Genomic DNA, 20,195 nt, shown 5'->3' on the forward strand with positions numbered 1-20,195 from the left:
CACCTACACCAGCCAGACCCAGCGCGAGGCCGCCTACCAGACCTGGCTCCACCACTACAATCACCACCGACCCCACACCGCCCTGAACGGCCAAACCCCCGCCAGCCGCGTTCACAACCTCACAGGGAAGTACACCTAGCGCCACGCCGGCCGACGTCGAGGCCGCCTTCGCGCAGGGGCTCCTTGTGCGCTCCTGGCCCATGCGCGGCACCGTCCACATCACCACCGCCGCCGACCACCACTGGCTGCGGGCCGCCCTCATGCACCGCACCGACGCCTGGGTGAGGCGCAGCGAGAGCGACTACGGCGTCGACGACGCCCTGTGCGAGCGCGCCGCCGAGGTGGCCCTCGGCCTCATCGGCGCCCAGGGGCCGATCGCGCGCTCGGTGCTGCTTTCGGCCTGGCAGGAGGCCGGCCTCATGGAGGCCTTCGGCGGCGAGGACGTCTCCTCCTACCGGCGCCGTCACCTCCTGGTGCGTCTTCAGCGCGAGGGAATCCTCGTCCAGGGGCCCAGGTCCGGCAACGAGCACCTGGTGATCGACGCGCGCCCCCTTCCCGACGCCGACTCCGGACCCGCCGGAGCGGGAGTCTCCCACGGCGGGGACGGCCACCGCGCCGCGTGCGCTCACATCGCCCACCGCTACGCCGTCGGCCACGGCCCGGTCAGCGCCGAGGACCTGGCCCGCTGGACCACGCTGCCCAAGACGCAGGCCGCCCGCGCCCTGGCCGACGCCGTCGAGCTGGGGGAGGAGCAGGCCACGCACTTCCTGGGCTCCTTCGACGAGCTGCACGTGGGCTACAAGGACCGCTCCTGCCTGACCGACGACGACGGCGAGCGGCTCATCTGCCCGGCGAGCAACGGCATGTTCCGCCCGATCCTGGTCGACCGCGGCCAGGTCGTGGCCGTGCGACCCGTCGGTGAGGGGCTGCTGTGGAAGGGCGGGGCGGCGCCGTCGGCCCGCGTGGAGCGCGACGTCAACCGGGCCGTCGCCCGTATGGAGCGCCGTCTGGCCCAGTAGATGAGGACCCGTGAGGGTTGCCGGGGCAGGACGTCGCGATTGATTCTGTCACCCAAATAGGTTTGCATTTCAAACAAGAGAGAGTATCCTGGTCTTACGGTTTGAATTACAAACTGGTTTTCAGTGACGAAGGCATGTGAGGAGCTGCCATGGAAGCCGCTACCGCGCCCCCGCGCAAAGTTCCTGTCATGGAGTGGCGCCGCGTGGCCAAGCGCTACCCGAAGGCCTCGGGGTGCGCCCTGAGCGACGTCTCCTTCGTGGTGCACCCCGGGGAGATCGTGGTGCTGGTCGGTCCCAACGGCTCGGGCAAGACCACGGCCATGGAGATGGTCTCCGCCCTGCGTCTGCCGACCTCGGGCGAGGTCCTGGTGAACGGAGAGGCCGTGCGCCCCTCCACCCCGCAGCGCGCCCTCACCGGCGTCCAGCTCCAGGAGACGGGACTGCCCCAGCGCCTCAAGGTGCGCGAGGCGATCCGCGCGGTAGCCGGCCTGTACGCCGATCCGGGGCCGGTCGATGAGATTGTCGCCCAGCTCGGCCTCGGCCCCTACATGACCCAGACGGTCGGCTCCCTGTCGGGAGGGTGGGCCAGGCGCCTGGACGTCGTCCTGGCCTGTATCGGCCGGCCCCGCGCCCTCGTCCTCGACGAGCCGACCAGCGGTATTGACCCCGTGGCGCGCGCCGAGCTGTGGGAGTTCCTGCGGCGACGCCGCAGCGAGGGTGTGGCGGTCCTGGCCTCCACCCACGATCTGAGCGAGGCCGAGGCCTACGCGGATCGGCTGCTGGTCCTCGACCACGGGCGCCTGGTTCTCCAGGGGACGGTCGACGACGTCCTCGGCCTGGCCGGCGGCAGGTGGCGGCTGCGGCTGATCGGAGTGGATTCCTCCGTGAATGCCTGGGCCCGCGCCCACGGCGTCGAGCTGGTGGAGGCCGGGGACACGCGCGTCCTCATCGCCGACAGGCGGACCGTGACCGCCATGGCTGAGCAGATCGAGGCCGCTCGCGACCGCGGCGACCTGCACTATCAGGACATCCTCAAAGGGCCGATCCGGCTGGAGGACGTTTTCGCCGAGGCGGTTTCCCAAGCGAATCAGGAGGTAGCCCGATGACCGCGCAACCACAGCAGACCCGGCGGGAGCGTCATGCGCGCCCGCAGCCCGACGCCGTCGCGGTCCCGTCCGCCCCCGGCTCCTCTCGGACCCTGGCGCCGGGGTGGCGGGTGGTGGCGGTGTGGGCCCGTCAGGAGCTCGTCCTGCTGCTGCGCGAGCCCGTCGCCGTGTTCTTCTCCCTCGCCTTCCCGGTGATCATGTACGTCTTCATCGGCATCCCCTACGCCTCCAACGAGGTCGCCCCCGGCGTGAGATTCATCGACGTCATGTTCCCCTCGCTCATCCTGTCGGTCATGGCCAACCTGCTGCTCATGGGAATGCCGATATACCTGGCAGAGCTCCGCTCTCGCGGAATCGACCGGCGCTACGCCACGCTCCCACTGCGGGGCCGGCACTTCGTGATCGCTCTGCTGCTGTCCATGCTCGCGCTCGTCATGGCCGCTTCAATGATCATTGTCCTGGTGGTCGCCGTGCGCGACGGCGTGAGGCCTGAACTGTGGAACCCGCGCTTCCTGACGGTCATGGCGGGTTCGATCGTCTGGCTCTCGGGGCTGGGGTTTCTCATCGGCGCGCTGAGGGTCTCCTCGCGCACGACCCAGGCCCTGTCGGCCGCCATCTTCTTCCTCATGTTCTTCGGCTCGGGCGCGGCCATGCCCCTGGACCAGCTGCCCGAGGCACTCAGGAGGATCCTGGAGTGGAACCCGCTCAAGCAGTGGCTCGACGTGGAGGTGGGCCTCTACACGGGCACCGGGGTCGAACGGGTGGAGTGGCTCAGGCTTCTCCTGGCGCTGCCGCTGCTCGCCTGCTGCGTCCTGGCGGGGGCGCGGATGTGGAGACGGCGTTCATGACGACGCGAACAATCGGGCGGCTCCGCCGTCGGGTCATCGGGGGACTGCTGCTGTGGGGGAGAAGACGCCGAGAACGAGGTTGTCTGATGTCTGGAGAAGTGACAGAATCCGATTCATGAGCAACGAAGCCATGCAGGTCCGCGCACTGCGGGGATGCGTCGTCACCCCCGACCACATCATCGATGACGGGGCGGTGGTCCTGTCGGGAACCCACATCGCGTGGGTCGGAGCCGCTGATGATGCCTCCAGGGCCGGCTTCGCAGACGTCGTCGAGCAGGCGCAGGCGGCTCCCGAGGGCGGCTACCTCCTGCCGGGCCTGGTCGACGTCCACTGCCACGGCGGCGGCGGCGAGTCCTTCCCCAACGCCGAGACCGCCGAGCAGGCGATGGTCTGCGTGAGTGAGCACCGCCGCTTCGGCACGACCTCCCTCGTGGCCTCCTGCGTGACGGCCGCCCCCGAGGTCCTCAAGGAGCGCACCCGTGTCCTTGCCGGCCTGTGCGAGGACGGCGAGCTCGCCGGCATCCACTTCGAGGGCCCCTTCGTCTCGCTCGAGCGCTGCGGCGCCCAGGACCCCACCTACATCATCGACCCCGATGCCGCCCTGACCCGCGAGCTCATCGAGCTCGGCGGCGGGCACGTCGTCACCATGACGATCGCCCCGGAGAAGCCCGGCATCACCGGCGACGACGGCGTCAACGCGGCCCTCATCGAGGGCGGGGCCCTGCCCTCCTTCGGGCACACCGACTCCGAGGCGGCCCCCGTGCGCGCCGCCCTGGCCGACGCCGCCGCCCGCATCGCCGCGCGCCTCGAGGCCGGCAAGGCGGTCCGGGCCCCGCGCACCACCGCCACCCACCTGTTCAACGGCATGCGCCCCATGCACCACCGCAAGCCCGGGCCCGTGCCCGAGTTCCTGGCCGCCGCCCAGCGCGACGAGTGCGTCCTGGAGATGATCGGCGACGGCGTGCACCTCAACCCCGCCATCGTCCTGGACATGTTCGAGACCCTGGGGCGCGACAACGTCGTCCTGGTCACCGACGCCATGGCCGCGGCCGGCATGGCCGACGGCGACTACGTGCTCGGCTCCCAGCCGGTCACCGTGGCCGACGGCGTTGCCCGCCTCACCGAGGGCGGCGCGATCGCCGGGGGCACCGCCCACCTCATCGACGTCGTGCGCACTACCTGGCGCGGGGGAGTCGACCTGGTCGACGCCGTCTACGCCGCGAGCCGCCAAGGCGCCCGGATCATTGGCGACCCCTACGTGGGCGCCCTGCAGGCGGGCCTGTGGGCCGACGTCGTCGTCACCGACGCCGACCTGAGGCCGGTCACCGTGCTGCGCCGTGGCGAGGCGGTGGAGCCCGCCGCCTGATCCTCCCGCACCACCGGCCCTCACGGGCCCCAGCAGTCTCTTGTCATGTGGGAGCCGTTCGCCCCGACCTGGTCACCAGGTCGGGGCGAACGTGTGGTGCGGGGCGGGTCGCTCGGCCGAGGCGGGCGGCTGGTGCGGCAGGCCGGAGGGTCTCAGCCCGGTAGGCCCAGGAGGCGGCGGGTGTAGACGGCCTGGCCGGAGTGCTGGGCGGCGTCGTCGATGATCGAGACCAGGCGCATGGCGCGAGTGACGGGCGGGTCCCAGGAGTCGTCGATGACGTCGTCGAAGGACTCCGGGGTCAGGGAGCGCATGTAGCTGTACGCCATGGCGTAGGAGTCATCGAGGTAGGAGGTCAGGACGGAGAGGTCGTCGACGACGACCTGGGCCGCCTCCTCGGGTGTGTGGTGCCAGTCCTGGGTGTCGTCGGGCAGGGGCAGGGCGAAGCGCTCCCGGTGGCCTCCGGTCACCCAGACGAACTCCTGACCTGCCATGAGCGAGATCTGGAGGTCGATCTCGCGGGCCGTGTGCCAGGCCAGCCAGGTCAGGGAGTCGATGCGCGGCGCCAGCTTCGGGGCGGGCTGCGTGTTGGCCTGCTCCACGGTGACGCCGTCGAAGGCACGGTTGAAGCGCTCGCGGGATCTGGACAGTGCGTCGATGAGTATCTCCGGAGTCGTCATACTGCCAGGTTACGCGTCGGACCTGGAGTCATTGGGAGAACCAGGTGTCAGTGGCCTTGGGCTTCTTCGGCGTCGTCGGTGAGGTAGGTGACGATGCGGACGAGGTCGTAGGGGGTGGAGGTTTCGGTGGTGGTGATGGTGCCGTCGATGGTGCGCCAGGTGGTTTCGCCTTGGGGGCGGTATCGGGTGGTCCAGGTGGTGGTCAGGGTGGTGGCCACGCCGGTGGCGGTGTGCTGGTAGTGGTGGGTGACGGTTTGGTGGGGGTAGGGGTGGCCGGGGTCGGTGGTGGTTGTGGTGGTGCCGTCTCCCCAGTTCCAGGTGTAGGAGGTGGGGGTGAATTCGACGTCGATGGGGGTGTTCAGGATGGTGGTGGTTTGGTAGCGGGGGCTGGGGTTGGTGTAGACGATGAAGGCTTTGGAGATGATGACTTTGGGTCCGGGTGGTTGGCGGGTGATGCCTGAGCCTTGGGCGATGAGGGTGGCGGCTTGGCGGGTGGTGATGGTGATGGTGCGGGGTCCGCCGCCGGTGGTGGGTTCCTGGGGCTGGGTGGGGGAGCGCATCATGTTGTGCACGCAGTTGATGTCCGGGATCTGGCCCCCGTCGCTGACGCAGTCGTCGTGGGGCTGCTCGTCCCACATCGAGGGATCCGACGCCGTCACGGTCGGGTTCTCCTGGGTCGGGGCCCCACCGGGGTCCGACGAGCCTTCCTGAGGAACCTGCTCAGTCACTTCACCGGTAAATCCTGTCCTGTCCCCGGAGTTCTTGCCATCGATGTCAGGGAGTGGATGACGAGGGGTACCTTGACTGGAAATGGCCGGAAGTAACGCTAAAGTGGCAACTGAGATCACCGCAATTAGTTTTCTCATTTCGAGATGACCTCTCCTTCGCTGATCATCCAGCGTCCGTTGACGTATCGAACACCGAACTTGAGTTCCTGGTCCTCCTTCGGCTCGGTAATGTCGGGGGTGGTACTCTGGTAATACGATGTCATTTGTCCGTAGTTGATGTGGACGTGAATAAGGTTGTAATTGTAGCCTTCGAGTTTTTCGTAGTAGCGGATGTTCGTGATCTCCTGCTCCCATTTGTTGGCCCATCCTCCGCCTTCATGGAGTTCAGTTGCTTGGTCTATGACTGATTTACAGAAGACGCAAACGTCTTCGCTCATGGCGGCGAGCTCGGTGGTGTCGCCGGTCATGAAGGCGTAGCGGTAGAGCTCGAGGAAGTAATGGACGCTGCCTGCTGCGCCCTCTGAGGTCTCCTCATCCATGTGCAGAGGCTTGACGGGTGCGGGTTCGGCCAGGGCGGTGTCGCGCTGGGTCTTGAGCTCGGGGGTCAGGGCGGCCTCGCGGGAGGCGGTGGCAGACGCCTTGGCGTCGGCGAGGCCCTTCTCGGCGCGGGCGATGGCCGCCGAGGCGCTGGCACTGGCGCTCGCACTGGCCTCAGCCTTCGCGTCCTTCAGGGAGCAGGCAGCCGTGCTCAGCGCCAGCGCGCACACCGCCACCAGGCCGGCCGCTGCACGGCGGCGCCTGCAACGCACCCCAGGCCGGTTGCGCCCAACCGCTGACTTCCGGCCACGGGCGGCCGCCGACTGCCGTGGGCGCACGGGCGCGGGGGGTCGTAGGGACGTACTCATCACGGAAGCCTCCTCGCCGCCGAAACAACTCCACATCCCGCCGGGGCGGGCAACGCTGTCCGTCCGGGCGGTGTATTGACATTACCCGCAACGACGCCGCTGCCGCCAGACTTCGGCGCCGCCCTGTGGAAAACCCCGGACAGAACCTCTTGCCCGTTGCCGACTTGCGCCGGATCCGTGCTCTCCGGGACCTGTATCCGTAGTGCTTCGGCTCCGGGGGGCCTGGGGGAGCTGTTTCCGCTGCGTGAGGCCTGCTCGCATCCGGCCATCTGGGCCGGCACGGATCAGCTCCGGCTCAACGCCGCGCCGCATCCGCCCAGGCTGCCGCCGCGCCGTCGACCCCAGGTGGATCCGTGCCACCTCATCTCGCGCGATTCCAGCAACCATCACGCAGCCGAAACACGTATCCCATGGGCATATCCGACGTCGTTGGTGCCGGTCACCCTGAGGCGTCTCCGTCTGGTTCTAGAAGTACCGGATCCGGCGCGTCTTCTTGGGCTTCTCCAGCAGATCGGTCACGGGGAAGTTCCGGTACCAGGCGACACGTTCGAGCTCATCAACGCGCCAGGCGACCTTGCCCGTATACCGCAGCGACACCGCCGGCGAGACATCCCCAGAATCTGCGCCAGATCCGCCTGTGAGACCCCAGCTCTCGCAGCCTCGAGCCGGACGTTTCCCGCAATGACGCACGCTGGCGTCTCCTCCCAGATCGCCTGGCGGGGCGAGCGAGGCGGCGTCCAGTCCAGGCTCCGTCCCGCTCAGGCGAAGACGACGGTGCGGTGTCCGTTGAGCAGCACCCGGTGCTCGGTGTGCCAGCGCACCGCCTGCGCCAGCACCCGGCGCTCGACGTCCTGCCCCTTGGCCTGGAGCGTGGCCACCGAGTCCTCGTGGCCGGCCCGCGTCACGTCCTGCTCGATGATCGGGCCCTCGTCCAGGTCCGCCGTCACGTAGTGCGCCGTCGCCCCGATGAGCTTGACCCCGCGCTCGTGCGCCTGGGCGTAGGGGCGCGCTCCCTTGAAGGAGGGCAGGAAGGAGTGGTGGATGTTGATGACGCCCCCGCGCAGCCGCTCGCACAGGGCGGGGGAGAGGATCTGCATGTACCGGGCCAGCACCACCAGCTCCACGTCAAGGGAGTCCACGAGCCCCAGCAGCTCGGCCTCGGCCGCCTCCTTCGTCTCCTTGGTGACCGGGATGTGGTGGAAGGGCACCCCGTAGAACTCGGCGACGTCCCGCAACGTCTCGTGGTTGCCCACCACGCCGACGACATCGACCGGCAGCCCCTGGCTGCGGGCCCTGAAGAGCAGGTCGGTCAGGCAGTGCCCCTCCTTGGAGACCATGATGAGGGTGCGCATGGCGCGCCCCACCTCATCGAGGCTCCACTCCATGTCGTACTCGCCGGCCAGCTCGGCCAGGTCCTTCTCCAGCTCCTCACGCGGCACAGTGGTGAGCACTTGGACCCGCATGAAGAACAGGCCGGTGGAGGCATCCCCGAACTGCTTGGACTCGGTGATGTTCCCGCCGCGGCGCGCCAGCGTGCCGGTGACCGCGTGGACGATGCCCGGGCGGTCGGGGCAGGACAGGGACAGGACCAGGTGGGCGGCGGAGTCGGTGTGCGCCGTGGAATGAGCCATGGCCTCAGCCTAGCCGGGACCGGCCCCGGCCGAGGAAACGGCTCGTGCCTTGGCCTCGGCTGTGCGACATCTGTCTCCTGTCCCTCACCGTCTTTCGCGGTCCTCAACCCCGGCTCAGCCCTGACGGGCCTTGAGGCGGGGGTTCTTCTTGTTGATGACGTAGGTGTGACCGCGGCGTCGGACCACCTTGGACCCCGGCTGCTTGGCCAGGGACCGGATCGAGGCGCGAACCTTCATGGACGGCTCCTTCCTTCTCCTGTGTTGTCAGAGGGTGTGAGAAATCGCAGGGACAGGTGTGTTGGTGCCCCGCCTACCGCGTGCGCCTGCCGTAGCGGCGCTCGAACTTCTCCACTCGGCCGGCCGTGTCCAGGATGCGGCCCTGGCCGGTCCAGAACGGGTGGGAGGCGCTGGAGACCTCGACGTCGTAGACCGGGTAGGTGTTGCCGTCCTCCCACTCGATGGTCTCCGACGACGTCAGGGTCGAGCGGGTCAGGAAGGCGAAGTCGGCGGACTTGTCCCGAAAGACGATGGGTTGGTAGCTGGGGTGGATCCCAGGGCGCATACGAGTTCCTTGGTCTGTGCGTGAGTGGTTGAGCGGCGGGCGGGTCGCCTACCAGGAGGACTTGACGATGCCCGGCAGCTCGCCGCGCAGCGCCATCTGACGGAAGCGCACCCGCGAGGTCCCGGTGACGCGCAGGTGCCCGCGCGGGCGCCCGTCGACCGCGTCGCGCCGCCGCAGGCGGGTGGGGGAGGCGTCCCGGGGCAGCGCGTGCAGCGCCGCCATCGCCTCATCGCGCTCGGCCCGGCTCAGGTGGGGGTTGACCGAGGCGCGCTTGAGCTCGGCCCGGCGCTCGGCGTAGCGCGCCACCACCTCCTGGCGCCTCAGCTCGGCGGCGATCTTGGACTTCTTGGCCATCAGCGCGACTCCTTGTACTCCACGTGCCGGCGCACCACCGGATCGAACTTGCGCAGCACCAGCCGGTCGGGGGTGTTGCGGCGGTTCTTGCGGGTGACGTAGGTGTGGCCCGTCCCCGCGGTGGAGACCATCTTGATGATCGGCCGCAGGTCCTTGCCGCCCTTGGCGCCGCTCATGACAGCTTCTCCCCTCGGGCGAGCATCTGGGCCGCGACGACGTCGATGCCCAGCTTGTCGATCGTGCGGATGCCCTTGGCGGACACCGTCAGGCGCACGGTGCGTCCCAGCGACGGCACCCAGTAGCGCTTGCGCTGCAGGTTGGGGTTCCAGCGCCGGGGGGTGCGCTTGTGCGAGTGGGAGACGGATCGGCCGAAGACCGGCCGGGCTCCCGTGACTTGGCAGTAGGTGGTCATGACGAGCATGATATAAGAATGATTCTCAATCTCGTCAACTCTGCTGGAGGACCACGTGATCGATCCCTCGGATGACCTCGCCGCCGACCTCTTCGACCGCCCTGACGGCCGGGCCGAAGCCGATGGCCGGCACGTCCTGGCCGTCATCGGCGCCGTCGACCCCGCCCTGCTGGACCTGGTCGACCTCTCCCTGGCCGGCCAGGACGCCGTCGTCATCCGCGCCGGCCTCCACTTCGGCGACGATGGCGACGATGGCGATGACGGCGATGAGGGTGAGAGCGGCGACCTGGTCCGCCTCGTCAGCCACAGCTCGGCCGACGGCTTCGACGACGACCCGGTCCGCCTTGACGTCCCCATGCCCTTCACCTGCCCCACCTGCTCCCTGCGTGAGGTACTGGTCGCCGTCGCCGAGGACCGCGCCGCCCAGGACCCGGGCGGCACCACCGTCATCCTCCTGCCGGCGGCCATCGAGCTCGCCCACCTCCTGCCCAACCTGGCCGATGACCTGGCCGGCACCGGGGTGAGACTGGCCGGGGCCGCCCACGTCCTGGACGCCACCGCCGCCTGCGACGAGCTCCTCGAGCACCGCCTGCTGACCGCCTTCCCCGGCGACTGCCGCTGCGCCGGCGCCGTCCACCTGGCCAACCTCGGCTACGCCGACCTCGTCCTGGCCCTGGGACGCGACGAGGACCCCGCCGGCGCCGACCTCATCGAGCACCTGCGTCCCCACGACGCGCTGCTGCTCCCCGGGCTCGACGCGCCCCTCCTGGAGACCCTCACCGGCCTCACGCACGACGCCCGCGCCTCCCTGAGCCGCATCCACCCCGCCACCACCAGCGCCTGGGGCGGCCCCGACGACCACGGCGTGTGGACCCTCGACCTCAGTGCCTCCCTGCCCTTCCACCCCGGACGACTGCGCGCCCTCGTCGTCGACCTCGCCGGTCAGGGCCTGTGCGCCCGCGGCTGCTTCTGGCTGCCCAGCCGCCCCGGCCGGGTCTGCACCTGGGAGGTCGCCGGAGGCGCCGTGAGCGTGGGCGACGCCGGAACCTGGGCGGAGGTCCCGGCCGATCCGTCAGGCGACGTCGTCGGCGTCGATGGTGGGATCGACGGCGGTGCCTCGGGCGAGCCCCGCTGCCACCTCGTGGTCACCGGCGTCGGAGACGAGGACATGCGCGAGCAGGTGCGGCGCGCCTTCGCCCGGATCCTCCTGCGCCCCGAGGAGATGGCCCAGGCCCTGGCCTGGATCGGCGTCGACGACGGCCTGGGCGACTGGTTCGGCCAGGGGAGCCCGGAGCGCTGACCGCCCGTCCCGAGGCGGGAGACTCGCGTGACGCGGCCTCGGCCCGGCGCGATAGGCTATGGCCGTCGCGACTGGCGCCGGGTGGATCACCACCGGGGAGCGGCACGAACACGACTCCGGGGTCGCCCGCCTGGGCCACGGATCGCCCACCAGTGCGCGCACCTGAGCCGGCTAGGCCGCAGCGTGCGCCCCACACCTGAGGAGAGACATGACCGCGCAAGCCGTCACCCCGTCCCTGAACCAGCCGCTGGCCGAGCTCGACCCCGACATCGCCGAGGTCCTCACCGGAGAGCTCGCCCGCCAGCGCGAGACCCTGGAGATGATCGCCTCGGAGAACTTCGTTCCCCGGGCCGTCCTGGAGTGCCAGGGCTCGGTCCTGACCAACAAGTACGCGGAAGGGTATCCCGGGCGCCGCTACTACGGCGGCTGCGAGGTCGTCGACGTCGCCGAGTCCCTGGCCATCGAGCGCGCCAAGGCCGTCTTCGACGCCGAGTGGGCCAACGTCCAGCCCCACTCCGGCGCCCAGGCCAACGCCGCCGTCCTCCACGCCCTGGCCACCCCCGGCGACACCCTCCTGGGCCTGTCCCTGGCCCACGGCGGCCACCTGACCCACGGCATGAAGATCAACTTCTCCGGCAAGAACTACAACGCCACCGCCTACGGCGTGGACGAGACCACCATGCGCATCGAGATGGACCAGGTGCGCGAGGCCGCCCTGCGCGAGCGCCCGAAGGTCATCATCGCCGGCTGGTCCGCCTACCCCCGCCACCTCGACTTCGCGGCCTTCCGCGCCATCGCCGACGAGGTCGGCGCCGCCCTGTGGGTGGACATGGCCCACTTCGCCGGGCTCGTGGCCGCGGGCCTGCACCCCAACCCCGTTCCGCACGCCGACGTCGTGTCCACCACCGTCCACAAGACCCTCGGCGGCCCGCGCTCGGGCATGCTCCTGTCCAGCCGCGCCGAGCAGTGGGGCAAGAAGCTCAACTCCGCCGTCTTCCCCGGCCAGCAGGGCGGCCCCCTCATGCACGTCATCGCCGCCAAGGCCGTGGCCATGAAGATCGCCGGCACCGAGGAGTTCCGCGAGCGCCAGGAGCGCACCGTGCGCGGCGCCGCCATCATCGCCGAGCGCCTCGGGGCCGACGACGTGCGCGCGGCCGGAGTCAGCCTCGTCACCGGCGGCACCGACGTCCACCTCGTGCTGGTCGACCTGCGCGACTCCTCCCTGGACGGCCAGCAGGCCGAGGACCTCCTCCACACCGCCGGCATCACGGTCAACCGCAACGCCGTCCCCTTCGACCCGCGCCCCCCGCGCGTGACCTCCGGCCTGCGCATCGGCACCCCCGCCCTGGCCACCCGCGGCTTCGGTGACGCCGAGTTCACCGAGGTCGCCGACATCATCGCCGCCACCCTCATCCACGGCGCCGCCGGCACCGCCGACGACGAGACCCTGGCGGCCCTGCGCTCTCGCGTGCGCGCCCTGACCGACGCCTTCCCCCTCTACCCGGGGCTGGCCCAGTGAGGGCCCCCTGGAACGGCCCGGCCCGGGTCCTGGACGGCAAGGCCACGGCCGCCGCGCTCAAGGCCGAGCTCAAGGGCCGCGTGGCGGCGCTGCGCGAGCGCGGCGTCGTCCCCGGCCTGGGCACCGTCCTGGTGGGGGAGGACCCCGGCAGCGTCAAGTACGTGGCCGGCAAGCACGCCGACTGCGCCGAGGTCGGCATCGTCTCCATCCGTGAGGACCTGCCGGCCACCGCCACCCAGGCCGAGGTGGCCGCCGCCGTCGACCGCCTCAATGAGGATCCCGCCTGCACCGGCTACATCGTCCAGCTCCCGCTGCCGGCCGGCGTCGACACCAATGCCATCCTGGAGCGCGTCGACCCGGCCAAGGACGCCGACGGCCTGCACCCCACCAACCTGGGGCGCCTGGTGCTGCGGGCCTCGGGCCCCATCGACTCGCCCCTGCCCTGCACGCCGCGCGGCTGCATCGAGCTCATGGAGCGCCACGGCATCGACCTGGCCGGCCGCAACGTGTGCGTCGTCGGCCGCGGCGTCACGGTGGGCCGCTCCATCGGCCTGCTCCTGGGCCGCAAGGACGTCAACGCCACTGTGGACGTCTGCCACACCGGCACCACGGACCTGGCCGACCACGTGCGCCGGGCCGACGTCGTCATCTCGGCGGCCGGCAGCCCCGGCATCATCACCGCGGAGATGGTGGCCCCCGGGGCGATCGTCCTGGACGTGGGCGTCTCGCGCGTCGTCGACCCCGCCACCGGCAAGGGCCGCATCGCCGGCGACGTCGCCGACGGCGTCGACGAGGTCGCCTCCTGGCTCTCACCCAACCCCGGCGGCGTAGGCCCCATGACCCGGGCGCTGCTGCTGGCCAACGTGGTCGAGACCGCGGAGCGCTCGCTCTGAGGCTCGTCGCCGCTCGCCTGACCGGCCGATTAACCTTGAGGCCATGACGGACGAGTCCCGCGACGCCCACCCCTCCCAGTTCCCGCAGTCCACTCATCCGGCTGAGTCGGCCGGTTCCCCGGAGTCCGAACCGACTCAGCCGGGTGCGTCTTCTGACGGCCGGTCCGGCCTGCGGCGTCGGACCCTGCTGCTGGGCGCGGCCGGCGCCGGTGCCCTCGTCGTGGGAGGGGCCGTCCTGGTGCGCTGCTCAACGCGGCACCGCCCCTCCCCGAGCCCGACGGCCACGGACTCGGCGGCCTCGGCCGCCTACCGCCCCGCCTACCATTACAGCCCAGCCAGGGGGAACCTCGCCGACCCCAACGGCCTGGTCCTCTACGAGGGCGAGTACCACCTCTTCCACCAGCAGGACGGCACCTGGGGCCACGCCGTCAGCACGGACATGGTGCACTGGAAGCGCATGGGCACGGCCCTGGAGCACGACTCGCAGGGCCTGGCCATGTCCGGCAGCTGCGTCGTCGACGGCGCCGACACCTCCGGCCTGGTCAAGGGCGGCGGCATGGTGGCGGTCTACACCTCCACCGAGGACGGTGAGGCCCAGTCCCTGGCCTACTCCACCGACCGGGGCCGGACCTGGGAACGCTTCTCCGGAAACCCCGTCATCCCCAACGACGGGCGCAAGGACTTCCGCGACCCCAAGGTCTTCTGGCACGAGGACTCGGGCGCCTGGGTCATGATCGTCTCGGCCGGGGACCACCTCTCCCTGTACCGCTCCACGGATCTCAAGACCTGGAGCCACGCCAGCGACTTCGGCCAGGACATCGGCTCGCACGCCGCCGTGTGGGAGTGCCCCGATCTCTTCCCCCTGACCGACACCAGCGACGGCCGGACCCGCTGGGTCATGACCCTCTCGGTGGGCGCCAACGAGGAGACGGCCGGCTCCACCGCCCAGTACTTCATCGGTGACTTCGACGGATCCGTCTTCTTCCCCGAGGACCGCCAGACCCGCTTCACCGACGCCGGACAGGACTTCTACGCCGCCCAGAGCTTCGAGCACATCGAGGGCCGCCGCGTGTGGATGGCCTGGCTGGGCAACTGGAACTACCCCTACTCGCTTCCCACCGGCGACTGGCACGGCGAGATGAGCATCCCACGCGAGCTGTCCCTGACCACCGTCGACGGCAGGCGCACTCTCGTCCAGAAGCCCGTCCCCGAGCTCGACGCGCTGCGCGGCGAGGCGACCGACCTCGGCGGCCTGGCCGCCACAGGCAGCACCGGCTCCGCGGTGACGGACCTGGGCAAGGGCCGCACGGTCGAGATCGACCTGACCCTGGACGTCTCCAAGGCCTCCGACGCCTGGCTGGGTCTGGCCCGAGGCACCGTCGACGGCGCGCTCCAGGAGGTGCGCGTCGGCGTCAACGTCTCGGCCGGCACCCTTTACCTGGACCGCACCAACGGCGGGCTGAAGAAGATCGACGGCAAGGACGAGGGCACCACCACCGACTTCGCCCTGCGCCGCGAGGTCGCCTACCACCCCACCGGCTCCACGGTCCGCCTCCACCTCTATCTCGACCGCTCCAGCCTCGAGGTCTTCGTCGACGACGGCGCCACGGTCGGCAGCCTCCTGGTCTTCACCGACCCCGGCTGTCAGGAGATCGTCCTGGGCGCCACGGGCACGGCCACGATCACCTCGGGCAGCCTCACCCCGCTGTCGGCCGCCGTGTAGGTGCGCAGTCGCGCTGATGCGCGCAGCAGATGGACCCGACGACGGGTGGGGGCCGTCGGAACACATGTTCCGACGGCCCCCACCATCATTTGTGCGGCGTTCGCGGACCGCTCTGAGCAGTGCGCTGCTCGGCCCGCCTGGCCTACCTCAGGCGCTGCGGGCGGGTGTCACCGCCGTTGGTACGGGCCCGGTCCGAGGGGACGTCCCCGAACCCTCCCAGGCCGCCTGTGCCGTAGGTGCGGTCCACCGAGGTGGTGTCCCCGGAGATGTTGATCTTCACCGTCGGGGCCAGCGACCCTCCGCGCACCGGGTTGCCGTCATGGTTGCCGCCGATGGAGTCGATGAAGGACGTCACCAGGCCGCCCGGCATCACGTAGTGCGAGTACGACTGGAAGGTGTACGGACTCTGGTTGAAGTCCGGCGAGTAGGGCTTGCCCGGGTTGAAGTTGAGGTTGATCGGGTTGCCCAGCGCGATGCCGGTGCCCTGGTTGAGCGGCTTGTAGTCCGATCGCAGCCCGTCGCCCACGAACCCGTAGACGCCCTCGGGGCCCTGGAGGCCGTCGGCGTAGGTCTCCCGGTGCGAGATCGTGAACAGGTAGTACTTGCCGTCCTGGAAGTAGATCTGAGGCCGCTCGGTCTGGTCATTGACGCAGTTGCCGCTCAGCAGCGGCGGCAGGTACTCCCACTCGGTCATCGCCTTGTTCTTGGCCCGGGCCAGCCCCACGTTGGCCAGCTGATAGTAGGCGCCGCGCTGGTTGACCGACTCGACCGTCTCGGCCTTGGGATCGCCCTTCTCATAGCCCAGGTCCTCCTCGGTGCAGGTGGCCAGGGTGGTGTTCTGGCCGGCCTTGGCCGCGGCGTCGACGTACTGCTGCTCACGCACGTAGGCCGAGTTGCCCTCGAAGACCATGTACTCGGTGGGGTCGGAGGGGTTGTTCTGGTCGCGGAAGGTGAAGGGGTCGCGGAAGTTCACGCCCGGGTTCTGCTCGCGGGTCTGGTAGTACTTGCCGTCCGGCACGAGCAGCTGGTGCTGGGTGCGGAAACCGGTGAGCCACACACCGTTCTCGTCGGCGTAGATGCGTCCCTCGGACTGCACGATCCGCGGGTCGTAGGGCTTGGAGGTGCCGTTGTTGTTGTCGGCCTGGCCGCCGCCGTCACCGCTGCCGCCGGTGGTGGTGTTGTAGAAGGCCACCGAGGTGTAGAACATGCGGATCTTGTTGCCCTCCATGAGGCGGGCCGATCCGGACCACTCGGTCTGGGCCGTGAAGCTCTGGTCCTCGAAGATCGAGCCGGAGGCGCCGTCGGGGAAGACGTGACCGCCGTAGATCCAGCCGCCGTTGGAGCTGTTGGCGCCGTCGGCCGACGAGGTCTGCGTGCCCGCCTTGCGGTAGAAGAAGCCCAGGCGCGCGTGAGTGTGACGGTCGTCGAAGGTGTAGCCGGCGTGCCGGTCGGCCACCAGGGAGAAGGCGATCTCCCAGCCGTTGTAGGAGATCTGGTGGGCGGCGTCATCGGTCAGCGTCCAGGTGTCCCACACCCACACGTCGTCACTCGTGGCCGGGAAGCCGTTGGAGATCTCCGGCATCGTGGTCTGCTCGGGCATCGAGTTGGCGCCCGAGGCCGCGTTGGGGTCGGAGACCCGCTGGATCTGCATCGCGTCGGCGCGGGTCCACTTGGCGGTGTAGTCCTCCTCGACCCCGTGGGCCGCGCCGGTGTGCTTGGTGGCGTTGGCCCAGCCGGGGTTGTCGGCCTTGAAGCCGTTCGCGTCCTGAGCGACGGCGTTCTGGTCGGCCTGCCCGGCCTGAGCCGCCTGCCCCTGGTCGGCCTGTCCGGCCTGGCCCTGATCGGCGGCGTTCTGGTCGGCGCCCGCCTCGGGAGAGGCCTCGGCGGAGGCACTGGCCTCGGGGGACGGAGTCTCGTCCGCCAGCGCGGTGGTTCCGGTCCCGGCCATCAGGAGCCCGAACGCCAGCGCCGCGGCCAGTCGTCTGCGACGGGCGCGGAACGAAGTGTGTGTCACGGTCATTGTCCGTACTGTCCTTACTCATGAGGGATATAAGGGTGTCGGTACGCCGTGAGCCGATATTCTTGATCTCCCAGTCTCTACTTTAAGGGAACTCCAAGATCGGGGGACAGGCCTTTGGGCCGTCCAGTCAATTCCGTGGTCCTCCTACGAAAGACGCATACCCTGCGCTTCCAGGGTTTATTGAGGTTTCAGGCGGTATCGGTGACATACCCCACATGACTGTCTCTTACTGGCCGGTTAGTCTTGAATACGTTCTCCGTGAGCTGCCTGGTCTCCCGAGCCTGTCGGTTCAGGTGGTCGCCCGATGCCGGGCGGCCCCGTATCTAACGGAGATCCTGTGAGTATCTTTCCCATCCGTCTACGACGGTTAACCGCACCAACAACCGCTTTTCTGGCTGCGCTCGCCCTGGGTGCCGCCGGCACGGCGGCGGCCGCTCCGACGTCGAACACCGCGGGGCAGTCCACCACCTCCCTGCGTGACGCCTCCACGGTGAGCCCCCAGTCCCTGGCTCAGGCGGTCGCCGGCCCGAACGCGACCGTGACCAACGCGACCGTCTCCGGCAAGGACGTCCAGGTGGGCACCGTCAAGGGCCTGCCGGGGGACGGCAACGCCATCACCGAGGGCGTCGCCCTGTCCACCGGCTCCCTCATCGACCCCGACCCCACCGCCGACTCCGACGTCGACTTCACCCGTTCCGCGGTCCTGGGCCCCAACGATGCCCTCGACACCACCGGTGACTTCGGCGCCATCGAGGATCCGGCGAGTCTGGCGCAGGTGGCCGGCACCGACGTCTACGACGAGGCCGTCCTCGAGTTCGACGTGACCGCCACCAGCTCCAACGTCGTCCTCTACTACAGCCTGGGCTCCGAGGAGTACGCCGGCGCCACCGAGGGCACCCCGGCCTCCTGGCAGTCCCGCGGCTACAAGGACCCGCTGAGCATCCAGGTCAACGGCACCGAGTGCGCCTACGTGCCCGGCACCCAGACCGCGGTGAGCGCCGCCACGATCAACGAGTCCTCGAACGCCGACTACTACACCGCCAACGTCTCAGGACACACTCCCGGCCAGATCCCGGTGGAGTTCAACGGCTACACCTCGGCGCTTCCCTGCCAGGCCGCGGTCACCCCGGGGCAGACGGTGCACGTGCGCGTGGCCATCGCCGACGCCCAGGACGGCCAGCTCGACTCCACCGTCCTGCTGCGCACCCAGGGGCTGGGCTTCACCGACAAGCAGATCACCGACCCCTGCACCGCCAAGGCCGGTACCTGCGACATCCCCGGAGCCGACAACGGATCGAACGGCTCCAACGGGTCCAATGGCTCGAACAGCTCGAACGGTGCCAACAGCAACGGCTCGACTCCTCCCGGCCAGGGCAAGCCCGGCGTCACCGACTACAGCGCCGCCTCACCCACCGCGGGAACCAAGAGTGCCGTGGCCGGCCTGCCGCTGACCGGAACCCAGGCACTCTTCCTGGGGGTCATCGCCCTGCTGCTCCTGGCCGGAGGCGGGGTCGCGCTCATGCTGCGGCGTCGTCGCCTGGCCGGCTCCGAGGCCGACTGAAGGTCCCGGCACTGACAAATCCGGGCCGCGTCCCATCGCGCCCGTACACGCCTGACGGGGCGGGTGAAGTTCTCTTCACCCGCCCCGTCAGCGTCAGCTGCCGGCGATGGCTCAGTCCTGGTTCGCCCTGGAGGACCAGCGCGCGGCCAGCTCCTTGGCCAGCATGGCGAAGCCCAGGACGCACAGCGGCATGGAGACCAGCCACAGGACGGTGCTGAAACGGTCGAAGGGCCATGTCTGGGCCAGGACGGGGAGGAAGGCTGCGAGGACAGCGACGGCCGCCCACCGCGCGGCGTGGCGTCCGTCGCGGGGCTTCGAGGCGTGATCGTCGTTCATCGCTTGCTCCTCTCAACCGCTGATCTCGAACCGACGGTTCTCCAGGCAGCCGGCGCGCAGGTCGGTGACCGTCACTGAGCGCACCGAGGCCCACCGTGGTCCCTGTTTCAGCCACGATATCAGCCGGTTCACCGCACCCGGCTCACCCTGGGCCAGGACCTCGACGTCGCCGTCGGGCAGGTTGCGGACCTGGCCCACCACGCCGAGCTCCTGGGCGGTGTAGGCGCAGTGGTAGCGGAAGCCCACCCCCTGGACGGTGCCGTGGACCAGGACGTGAACGGTTCTCACCTTCGTTCCGGCGTCGCTCATGACCCCATCGTCTCAGGCTCGGGGCCGACCGCGTAGTCTTGCCGCCATGCGTATCGCCACCGTCAACGTCAACGGCATCCGTGCCGCAGCCCGCAAAGGCATGGGGGAGTGGCTCACCGCCTCCGCCCCCGACATCCTCCTGCTCCAGGAGGTCCGCGCCGACGAGCAGATCGCAGCCGACCTCCTGCCCGGCTACGAGGCCGCCATCTGGCCCTGCCGTATCAAGGGACGCGCCGGCGTGGGCATCGCGGTGCGCGACGGCGGCCCCGCCGCCCTCGGCGAGCTGCGCTACGGCGTGGCGGCCCCCGGGACCGAGGAGCCCGACGTCGACTCCGGCCGTTGGCTCGAGGCCGACCTGACGCTGGCCGGGCTCGACGGCGTCGAGCGGCTGACCGTCATCTCCGCCTACCTCCACTCCGGCCAGCTCGGCACCGAGAAGATGGACCAGAAGTACGCCCACCTCGAGCTCGTCGACACCCGCATGGCCGACCTCCTGGCCGCCAGCCGCGACGGCGGGCCCCAGGTCCTCATGGCCGGGGACCTCAACGTGGTGCGCTCCGAGCGCGACATCAAAAACTGGAAGCCCAACCACAACAAGATCGCCGGTGTCATGGACGAGGAGATCGCCCACCTGGAGGGCTGGTTCTCCACCGGCTGGGTGGACGCCTCGCGCCACCTCGTGGGGCCCGAGGAGCAGGGGCCCTACACGTGGTGGTCCCAGCGCGGCAAGGCCTTCGACAACAACGCCGGCTGGAGGATCGACTACCAGGTCCTCACCCCCGCCCTGGCCGAGCGGGCCCGCAGCATGGCCGTGGACCGGGCCCCCGACTACGCCTCGCGCTGGTCCGACCACGCCCCGCTCGTCATCGAGTACAGCTGATACGCCTGAGGACGCACGGCGGGGCCGGGAGCACTCGGACTCCCGG

Annotated in this window: 24 protein-coding genes and 1 riboswitch; of the genes, 11 read left to right on the plus strand and 13 right to left on the minus strand. The window is 69.9% G+C overall.

What is annotated here, in order from left to right; all coding sequences use genetic code 11:
- From HCR68_RS06560 to HCR68_RS06580, 5 genes are all read left to right on the plus strand, one after another.
- Positions 1-139, plus strand: a 139-nt coding sequence (locus HCR68_RS06560) for an integrase core domain-containing protein (protein ID WP_167147878.1), incomplete at its 5' end; no start/stop codon positions are given.
- A gap of 46 nt (positions 140-185) precedes the next feature.
- Positions 186-1,019, plus strand: a complete 834-nt coding sequence (locus HCR68_RS06565; protein WP_243858970.1) for a crosslink repair DNA glycosylase YcaQ family protein — start codon at positions 186-188, stop codon at positions 1,017-1,019.
- Between the two features lie 149 nt (positions 1,020-1,168).
- Positions 1,169-2,125: an ABC transporter ATP-binding protein gene (locus HCR68_RS06570; RefSeq protein WP_167147881.1), complete on the plus strand. Its 957-nt coding sequence runs from the start codon at positions 1,169-1,171 to the stop codon at positions 2,123-2,125.
- Complete coding sequence (locus HCR68_RS06575; RefSeq protein WP_167147884.1) at positions 2,122-2,973, plus strand: ABC transporter permease; 852 nt, start codon at positions 2,122-2,124, stop codon at positions 2,971-2,973. The genes HCR68_RS06570 and HCR68_RS06575 overlap by 4 nt, the downstream gene beginning before the upstream one ends.
- A gap of 130 nt (positions 2,974-3,103) precedes the next feature.
- Positions 3,104-4,339: an amidohydrolase family protein gene (locus HCR68_RS06580; protein ID WP_208320526.1), complete on the plus strand. Its 1,236-nt coding sequence runs from the start codon at positions 3,104-3,106 to the stop codon at positions 4,337-4,339.
- Between the two features lie 152 nt (positions 4,340-4,491).
- Here HCR68_RS06580 and HCR68_RS06585 read toward each other — a convergent pair whose 3' ends face one another.
- The 10 genes from HCR68_RS06585 to rpmB form a co-directional block, all read right to left on the minus strand.
- Entirely contained in the window at positions 4,492-5,016 is a 525-nt protein-coding gene (locus HCR68_RS06585; RefSeq protein ID WP_167147890.1) for a DUF664 domain-containing protein, read from the minus strand.
- Positions 5,017-5,063: 47 nt separating this feature from the next.
- Positions 5,064-5,744: a zinc transporter gene (locus tag HCR68_RS06590; RefSeq protein ID WP_243858978.1), complete on the minus strand. Its 681-nt coding sequence runs from the start codon at positions 5,742-5,744 to the stop codon at positions 5,064-5,066.
- Between the two features lie 134 nt (positions 5,745-5,878).
- A complete protein-coding gene (locus HCR68_RS06595) occupies positions 5,879-6,649 on the minus strand; it encodes a DUF6318 family protein (RefSeq protein ID WP_243858976.1) in 771 nt (256 codons plus the stop codon).
- 465 nt (positions 6,650-7,114) lie between these two features.
- Complete coding sequence (locus HCR68_RS14440; protein WP_279586976.1) at positions 7,115-7,246, minus strand: hypothetical protein; 132 nt, start codon at positions 7,244-7,246, stop codon at positions 7,115-7,117.
- Between the two features lie 161 nt (positions 7,247-7,407).
- Positions 7,408-8,280 (minus strand): formyltetrahydrofolate deformylase, encoded by an 873-nt coding sequence (purU, locus tag HCR68_RS06600; protein ID WP_167147892.1) that lies wholly within the window; start codon positions 8,278-8,280, stop codon positions 7,408-7,410.
- Positions 8,281-8,394: 114 nt separating this feature from the next.
- Entirely contained in the window at positions 8,395-8,517 is a 123-nt protein-coding gene (gene ykgO, locus HCR68_RS06605) for a type B 50S ribosomal protein L36 (protein WP_003782012.1), read from the minus strand.
- Positions 8,518-8,590: 73 nt separating this feature from the next.
- A complete protein-coding gene (locus tag HCR68_RS06610; RefSeq protein WP_167147895.1) occupies positions 8,591-8,842 on the minus strand; it encodes a type B 50S ribosomal protein L31 in 252 nt (83 codons plus the stop codon).
- A gap of 48 nt (positions 8,843-8,890) precedes the next feature.
- Positions 8,891-9,196, minus strand: a complete 306-nt coding sequence (rpsN, locus tag HCR68_RS06615) for a 30S ribosomal protein S14 (RefSeq protein WP_167147898.1) — start codon at positions 9,194-9,196, stop codon at positions 8,891-8,893.
- Positions 9,196-9,372, minus strand: a complete 177-nt coding sequence (gene rpmG / locus HCR68_RS06620; protein ID WP_003782014.1) for a 50S ribosomal protein L33 — start codon at positions 9,370-9,372, stop codon at positions 9,196-9,198. The genes rpsN and rpmG overlap by 1 nt, the downstream gene beginning before the upstream one ends.
- Complete coding sequence (gene rpmB / locus HCR68_RS06625) at positions 9,369-9,608, minus strand: 50S ribosomal protein L28 (protein WP_167147901.1); 240 nt, start codon at positions 9,606-9,608, stop codon at positions 9,369-9,371. The genes rpmG and rpmB overlap by 4 nt, the downstream gene beginning before the upstream one ends.
- Positions 9,609-9,663: 55 nt before the next feature.
- On the opposite strand from rpmB, the gene HCR68_RS06630 reads away from it, so the two are divergent.
- From HCR68_RS06630 to HCR68_RS06645, 4 genes are all read left to right on the plus strand, one after another.
- On the plus strand, positions 9,664-10,908 hold the full coding sequence (locus HCR68_RS06630) for a GTP-binding protein (protein ID WP_167147904.1): 1,245 nt from the start codon (positions 9,664-9,666) through the stop codon (positions 10,906-10,908).
- A gap of 57 nt (positions 10,909-10,965) precedes the next feature.
- A riboswitch (ZMP/ZTP riboswitch) is annotated at positions 10,966-11,051 on the plus strand.
- A gap of 65 nt (positions 11,052-11,116) precedes the next feature.
- On the plus strand, positions 11,117-12,427 hold the full coding sequence (glyA, locus tag HCR68_RS06635) for a serine hydroxymethyltransferase (RefSeq protein ID WP_167147907.1): 1,311 nt from the start codon (positions 11,117-11,119) through the stop codon (positions 12,425-12,427).
- Positions 12,424-13,320 carry a bifunctional methylenetetrahydrofolate dehydrogenase/methenyltetrahydrofolate cyclohydrolase gene (locus tag HCR68_RS06640; protein ID WP_167147910.1) on the plus strand — a complete coding sequence of 299 codons (897 nt, stop codon included), beginning with the start codon at positions 12,424-12,426 and terminating at the stop codon, positions 13,318-13,320. The genes glyA and HCR68_RS06640 overlap by 4 nt, the downstream gene beginning before the upstream one ends.
- 43 nt (positions 13,321-13,363) lie before the next feature.
- On the plus strand, positions 13,364-15,043 hold the full coding sequence (locus HCR68_RS06645) for a glycoside hydrolase family 32 protein (protein WP_167147913.1): 1,680 nt from the start codon (positions 13,364-13,366) through the stop codon (positions 15,041-15,043).
- A 142-nt stretch (positions 15,044-15,185) separates the two neighbouring features.
- Here HCR68_RS06645 and HCR68_RS06650 read toward each other — a convergent pair whose 3' ends face one another.
- Positions 15,186-17,063, minus strand: coding sequence for a glycoside hydrolase family 68 protein (locus HCR68_RS06650; protein WP_167147916.1), 1,878 nt, complete (start codon positions 17,061-17,063; stop codon positions 15,186-15,188).
- Positions 17,064-17,400: 337 nt separating this feature from the next.
- Between HCR68_RS06650 and HCR68_RS06655 the strand changes: the two genes are divergently transcribed.
- A complete protein-coding gene (locus HCR68_RS06655) occupies positions 17,401-18,624 on the plus strand; it encodes a choice-of-anchor L domain-containing protein (protein ID WP_167147919.1) in 1,224 nt (407 codons plus the stop codon).
- 111 nt (positions 18,625-18,735) lie between these two features.
- Here the strand turns inward: HCR68_RS06655 and HCR68_RS06660 are convergent, their stop codons facing one another.
- Together HCR68_RS06660 and yccX are read right to left on the minus strand one after the other, a co-directional pair.
- Positions 18,736-18,960 carry a hypothetical protein gene (locus HCR68_RS06660; protein WP_167147921.1) on the minus strand — a complete coding sequence of 75 codons (225 nt, stop codon included), beginning with the start codon at positions 18,958-18,960 and terminating at the stop codon, positions 18,736-18,738.
- 12 nt (positions 18,961-18,972) lie between these two features.
- Positions 18,973-19,269, minus strand: coding sequence for an acylphosphatase (yccX, locus tag HCR68_RS06665; RefSeq protein ID WP_167147924.1), 297 nt, complete (start codon positions 19,267-19,269; stop codon positions 18,973-18,975).
- Between the two features lie 46 nt (positions 19,270-19,315).
- Here yccX and HCR68_RS06670 point away from each other — a divergent pair, with 46 nt between their 5' ends.
- Complete coding sequence (locus HCR68_RS06670; protein WP_167147927.1) at positions 19,316-20,149, plus strand: exodeoxyribonuclease III; 834 nt, start codon at positions 19,316-19,318, stop codon at positions 20,147-20,149.
- The last annotated feature ends 46 nt before the right edge of the window (positions 20,150-20,195 follow it).

The organism is Actinomyces sp. ZJ308, assembly GCF_011752065.1.
In the GTDB taxonomy this organism is placed as follows: Bacteria; Actinomycetota; Actinomycetes; order Actinomycetales; family Actinomycetaceae; genus Actinomyces.

Coding starts and splice junctions, on each gene's coding strand:
- HCR68_RS06610 (WP_167147895.1), bottom strand. CDS start 8,842: ATGCGCCCTGGGATCCACCCCAGCTACCAACCCATCGTCTTTCGGGAC.
- glyA (WP_167147907.1), top strand. CDS start 11,117: ATGACCGCGCAAGCCGTCACCCCGTCCCTGAACCAGCCGCTGGCCGAG.
- HCR68_RS06650 (WP_167147916.1), bottom strand. CDS start 17,063: ATGACCGTGACACACACTTCGTTCCGCGCCCGTCGCAGACGACTGGCC.
- HCR68_RS06570 (WP_167147881.1), top strand. CDS start 1,169: ATGGAAGCCGCTACCGCGCCCCCGCGCAAAGTTCCTGTCATGGAGTGG.
- HCR68_RS06670 (WP_167147927.1), top strand. CDS start 19,316: ATGCGTATCGCCACCGTCAACGTCAACGGCATCCGTGCCGCAGCCCGC.
- HCR68_RS06575 (WP_167147884.1), top strand. CDS start 2,122: ATGACCGCGCAACCACAGCAGACCCGGCGGGAGCGTCATGCGCGCCCG.
- rpsN (WP_167147898.1), bottom strand. CDS start 9,196: ATGGCCAAGAAGTCCAAGATCGCCGCCGAGCTGAGGCGCCAGGAGGTG.
- HCR68_RS06585 (WP_167147890.1), bottom strand. CDS start 5,016: ATGACGACTCCGGAGATACTCATCGACGCACTGTCCAGATCCCGCGAG.
- HCR68_RS06595 (WP_243858976.1), bottom strand. CDS start 6,649: ATGAGTACGTCCCTACGACCCCCCGCGCCCGTGCGCCCACGGCAGTCG.
- purU (WP_167147892.1), bottom strand. CDS start 8,280: ATGGCTCATTCCACGGCGCACACCGACTCCGCCGCCCACCTGGTCCTG.
- yccX (WP_167147924.1), bottom strand. CDS start 19,269: ATGAGCGACGCCGGAACGAAGGTGAGAACCGTTCACGTCCTGGTCCAC.
- HCR68_RS06660 (WP_167147921.1), bottom strand. CDS start 18,960: ATGAACGACGATCACGCCTCGAAGCCCCGCGACGGACGCCACGCCGCG.
- rpmG (WP_003782014.1), bottom strand. CDS start 9,372: ATGAGCGGCGCCAAGGGCGGCAAGGACCTGCGGCCGATCATCAAGATG.
- HCR68_RS06580 (WP_208320526.1), top strand. CDS start 3,104: ATGCAGGTCCGCGCACTGCGGGGATGCGTCGTCACCCCCGACCACATC.
- ykgO (WP_003782012.1), bottom strand. CDS start 8,517: ATGAAGGTTCGCGCCTCGATCCGGTCCCTGGCCAAGCAGCCGGGGTCC.
- rpmB (WP_167147901.1), bottom strand. CDS start 9,608: ATGACCACCTACTGCCAAGTCACGGGAGCCCGGCCGGTCTTCGGCCGA.
- HCR68_RS06645 (WP_167147913.1), top strand. CDS start 13,364: ATGACGGACGAGTCCCGCGACGCCCACCCCTCCCAGTTCCCGCAGTCC.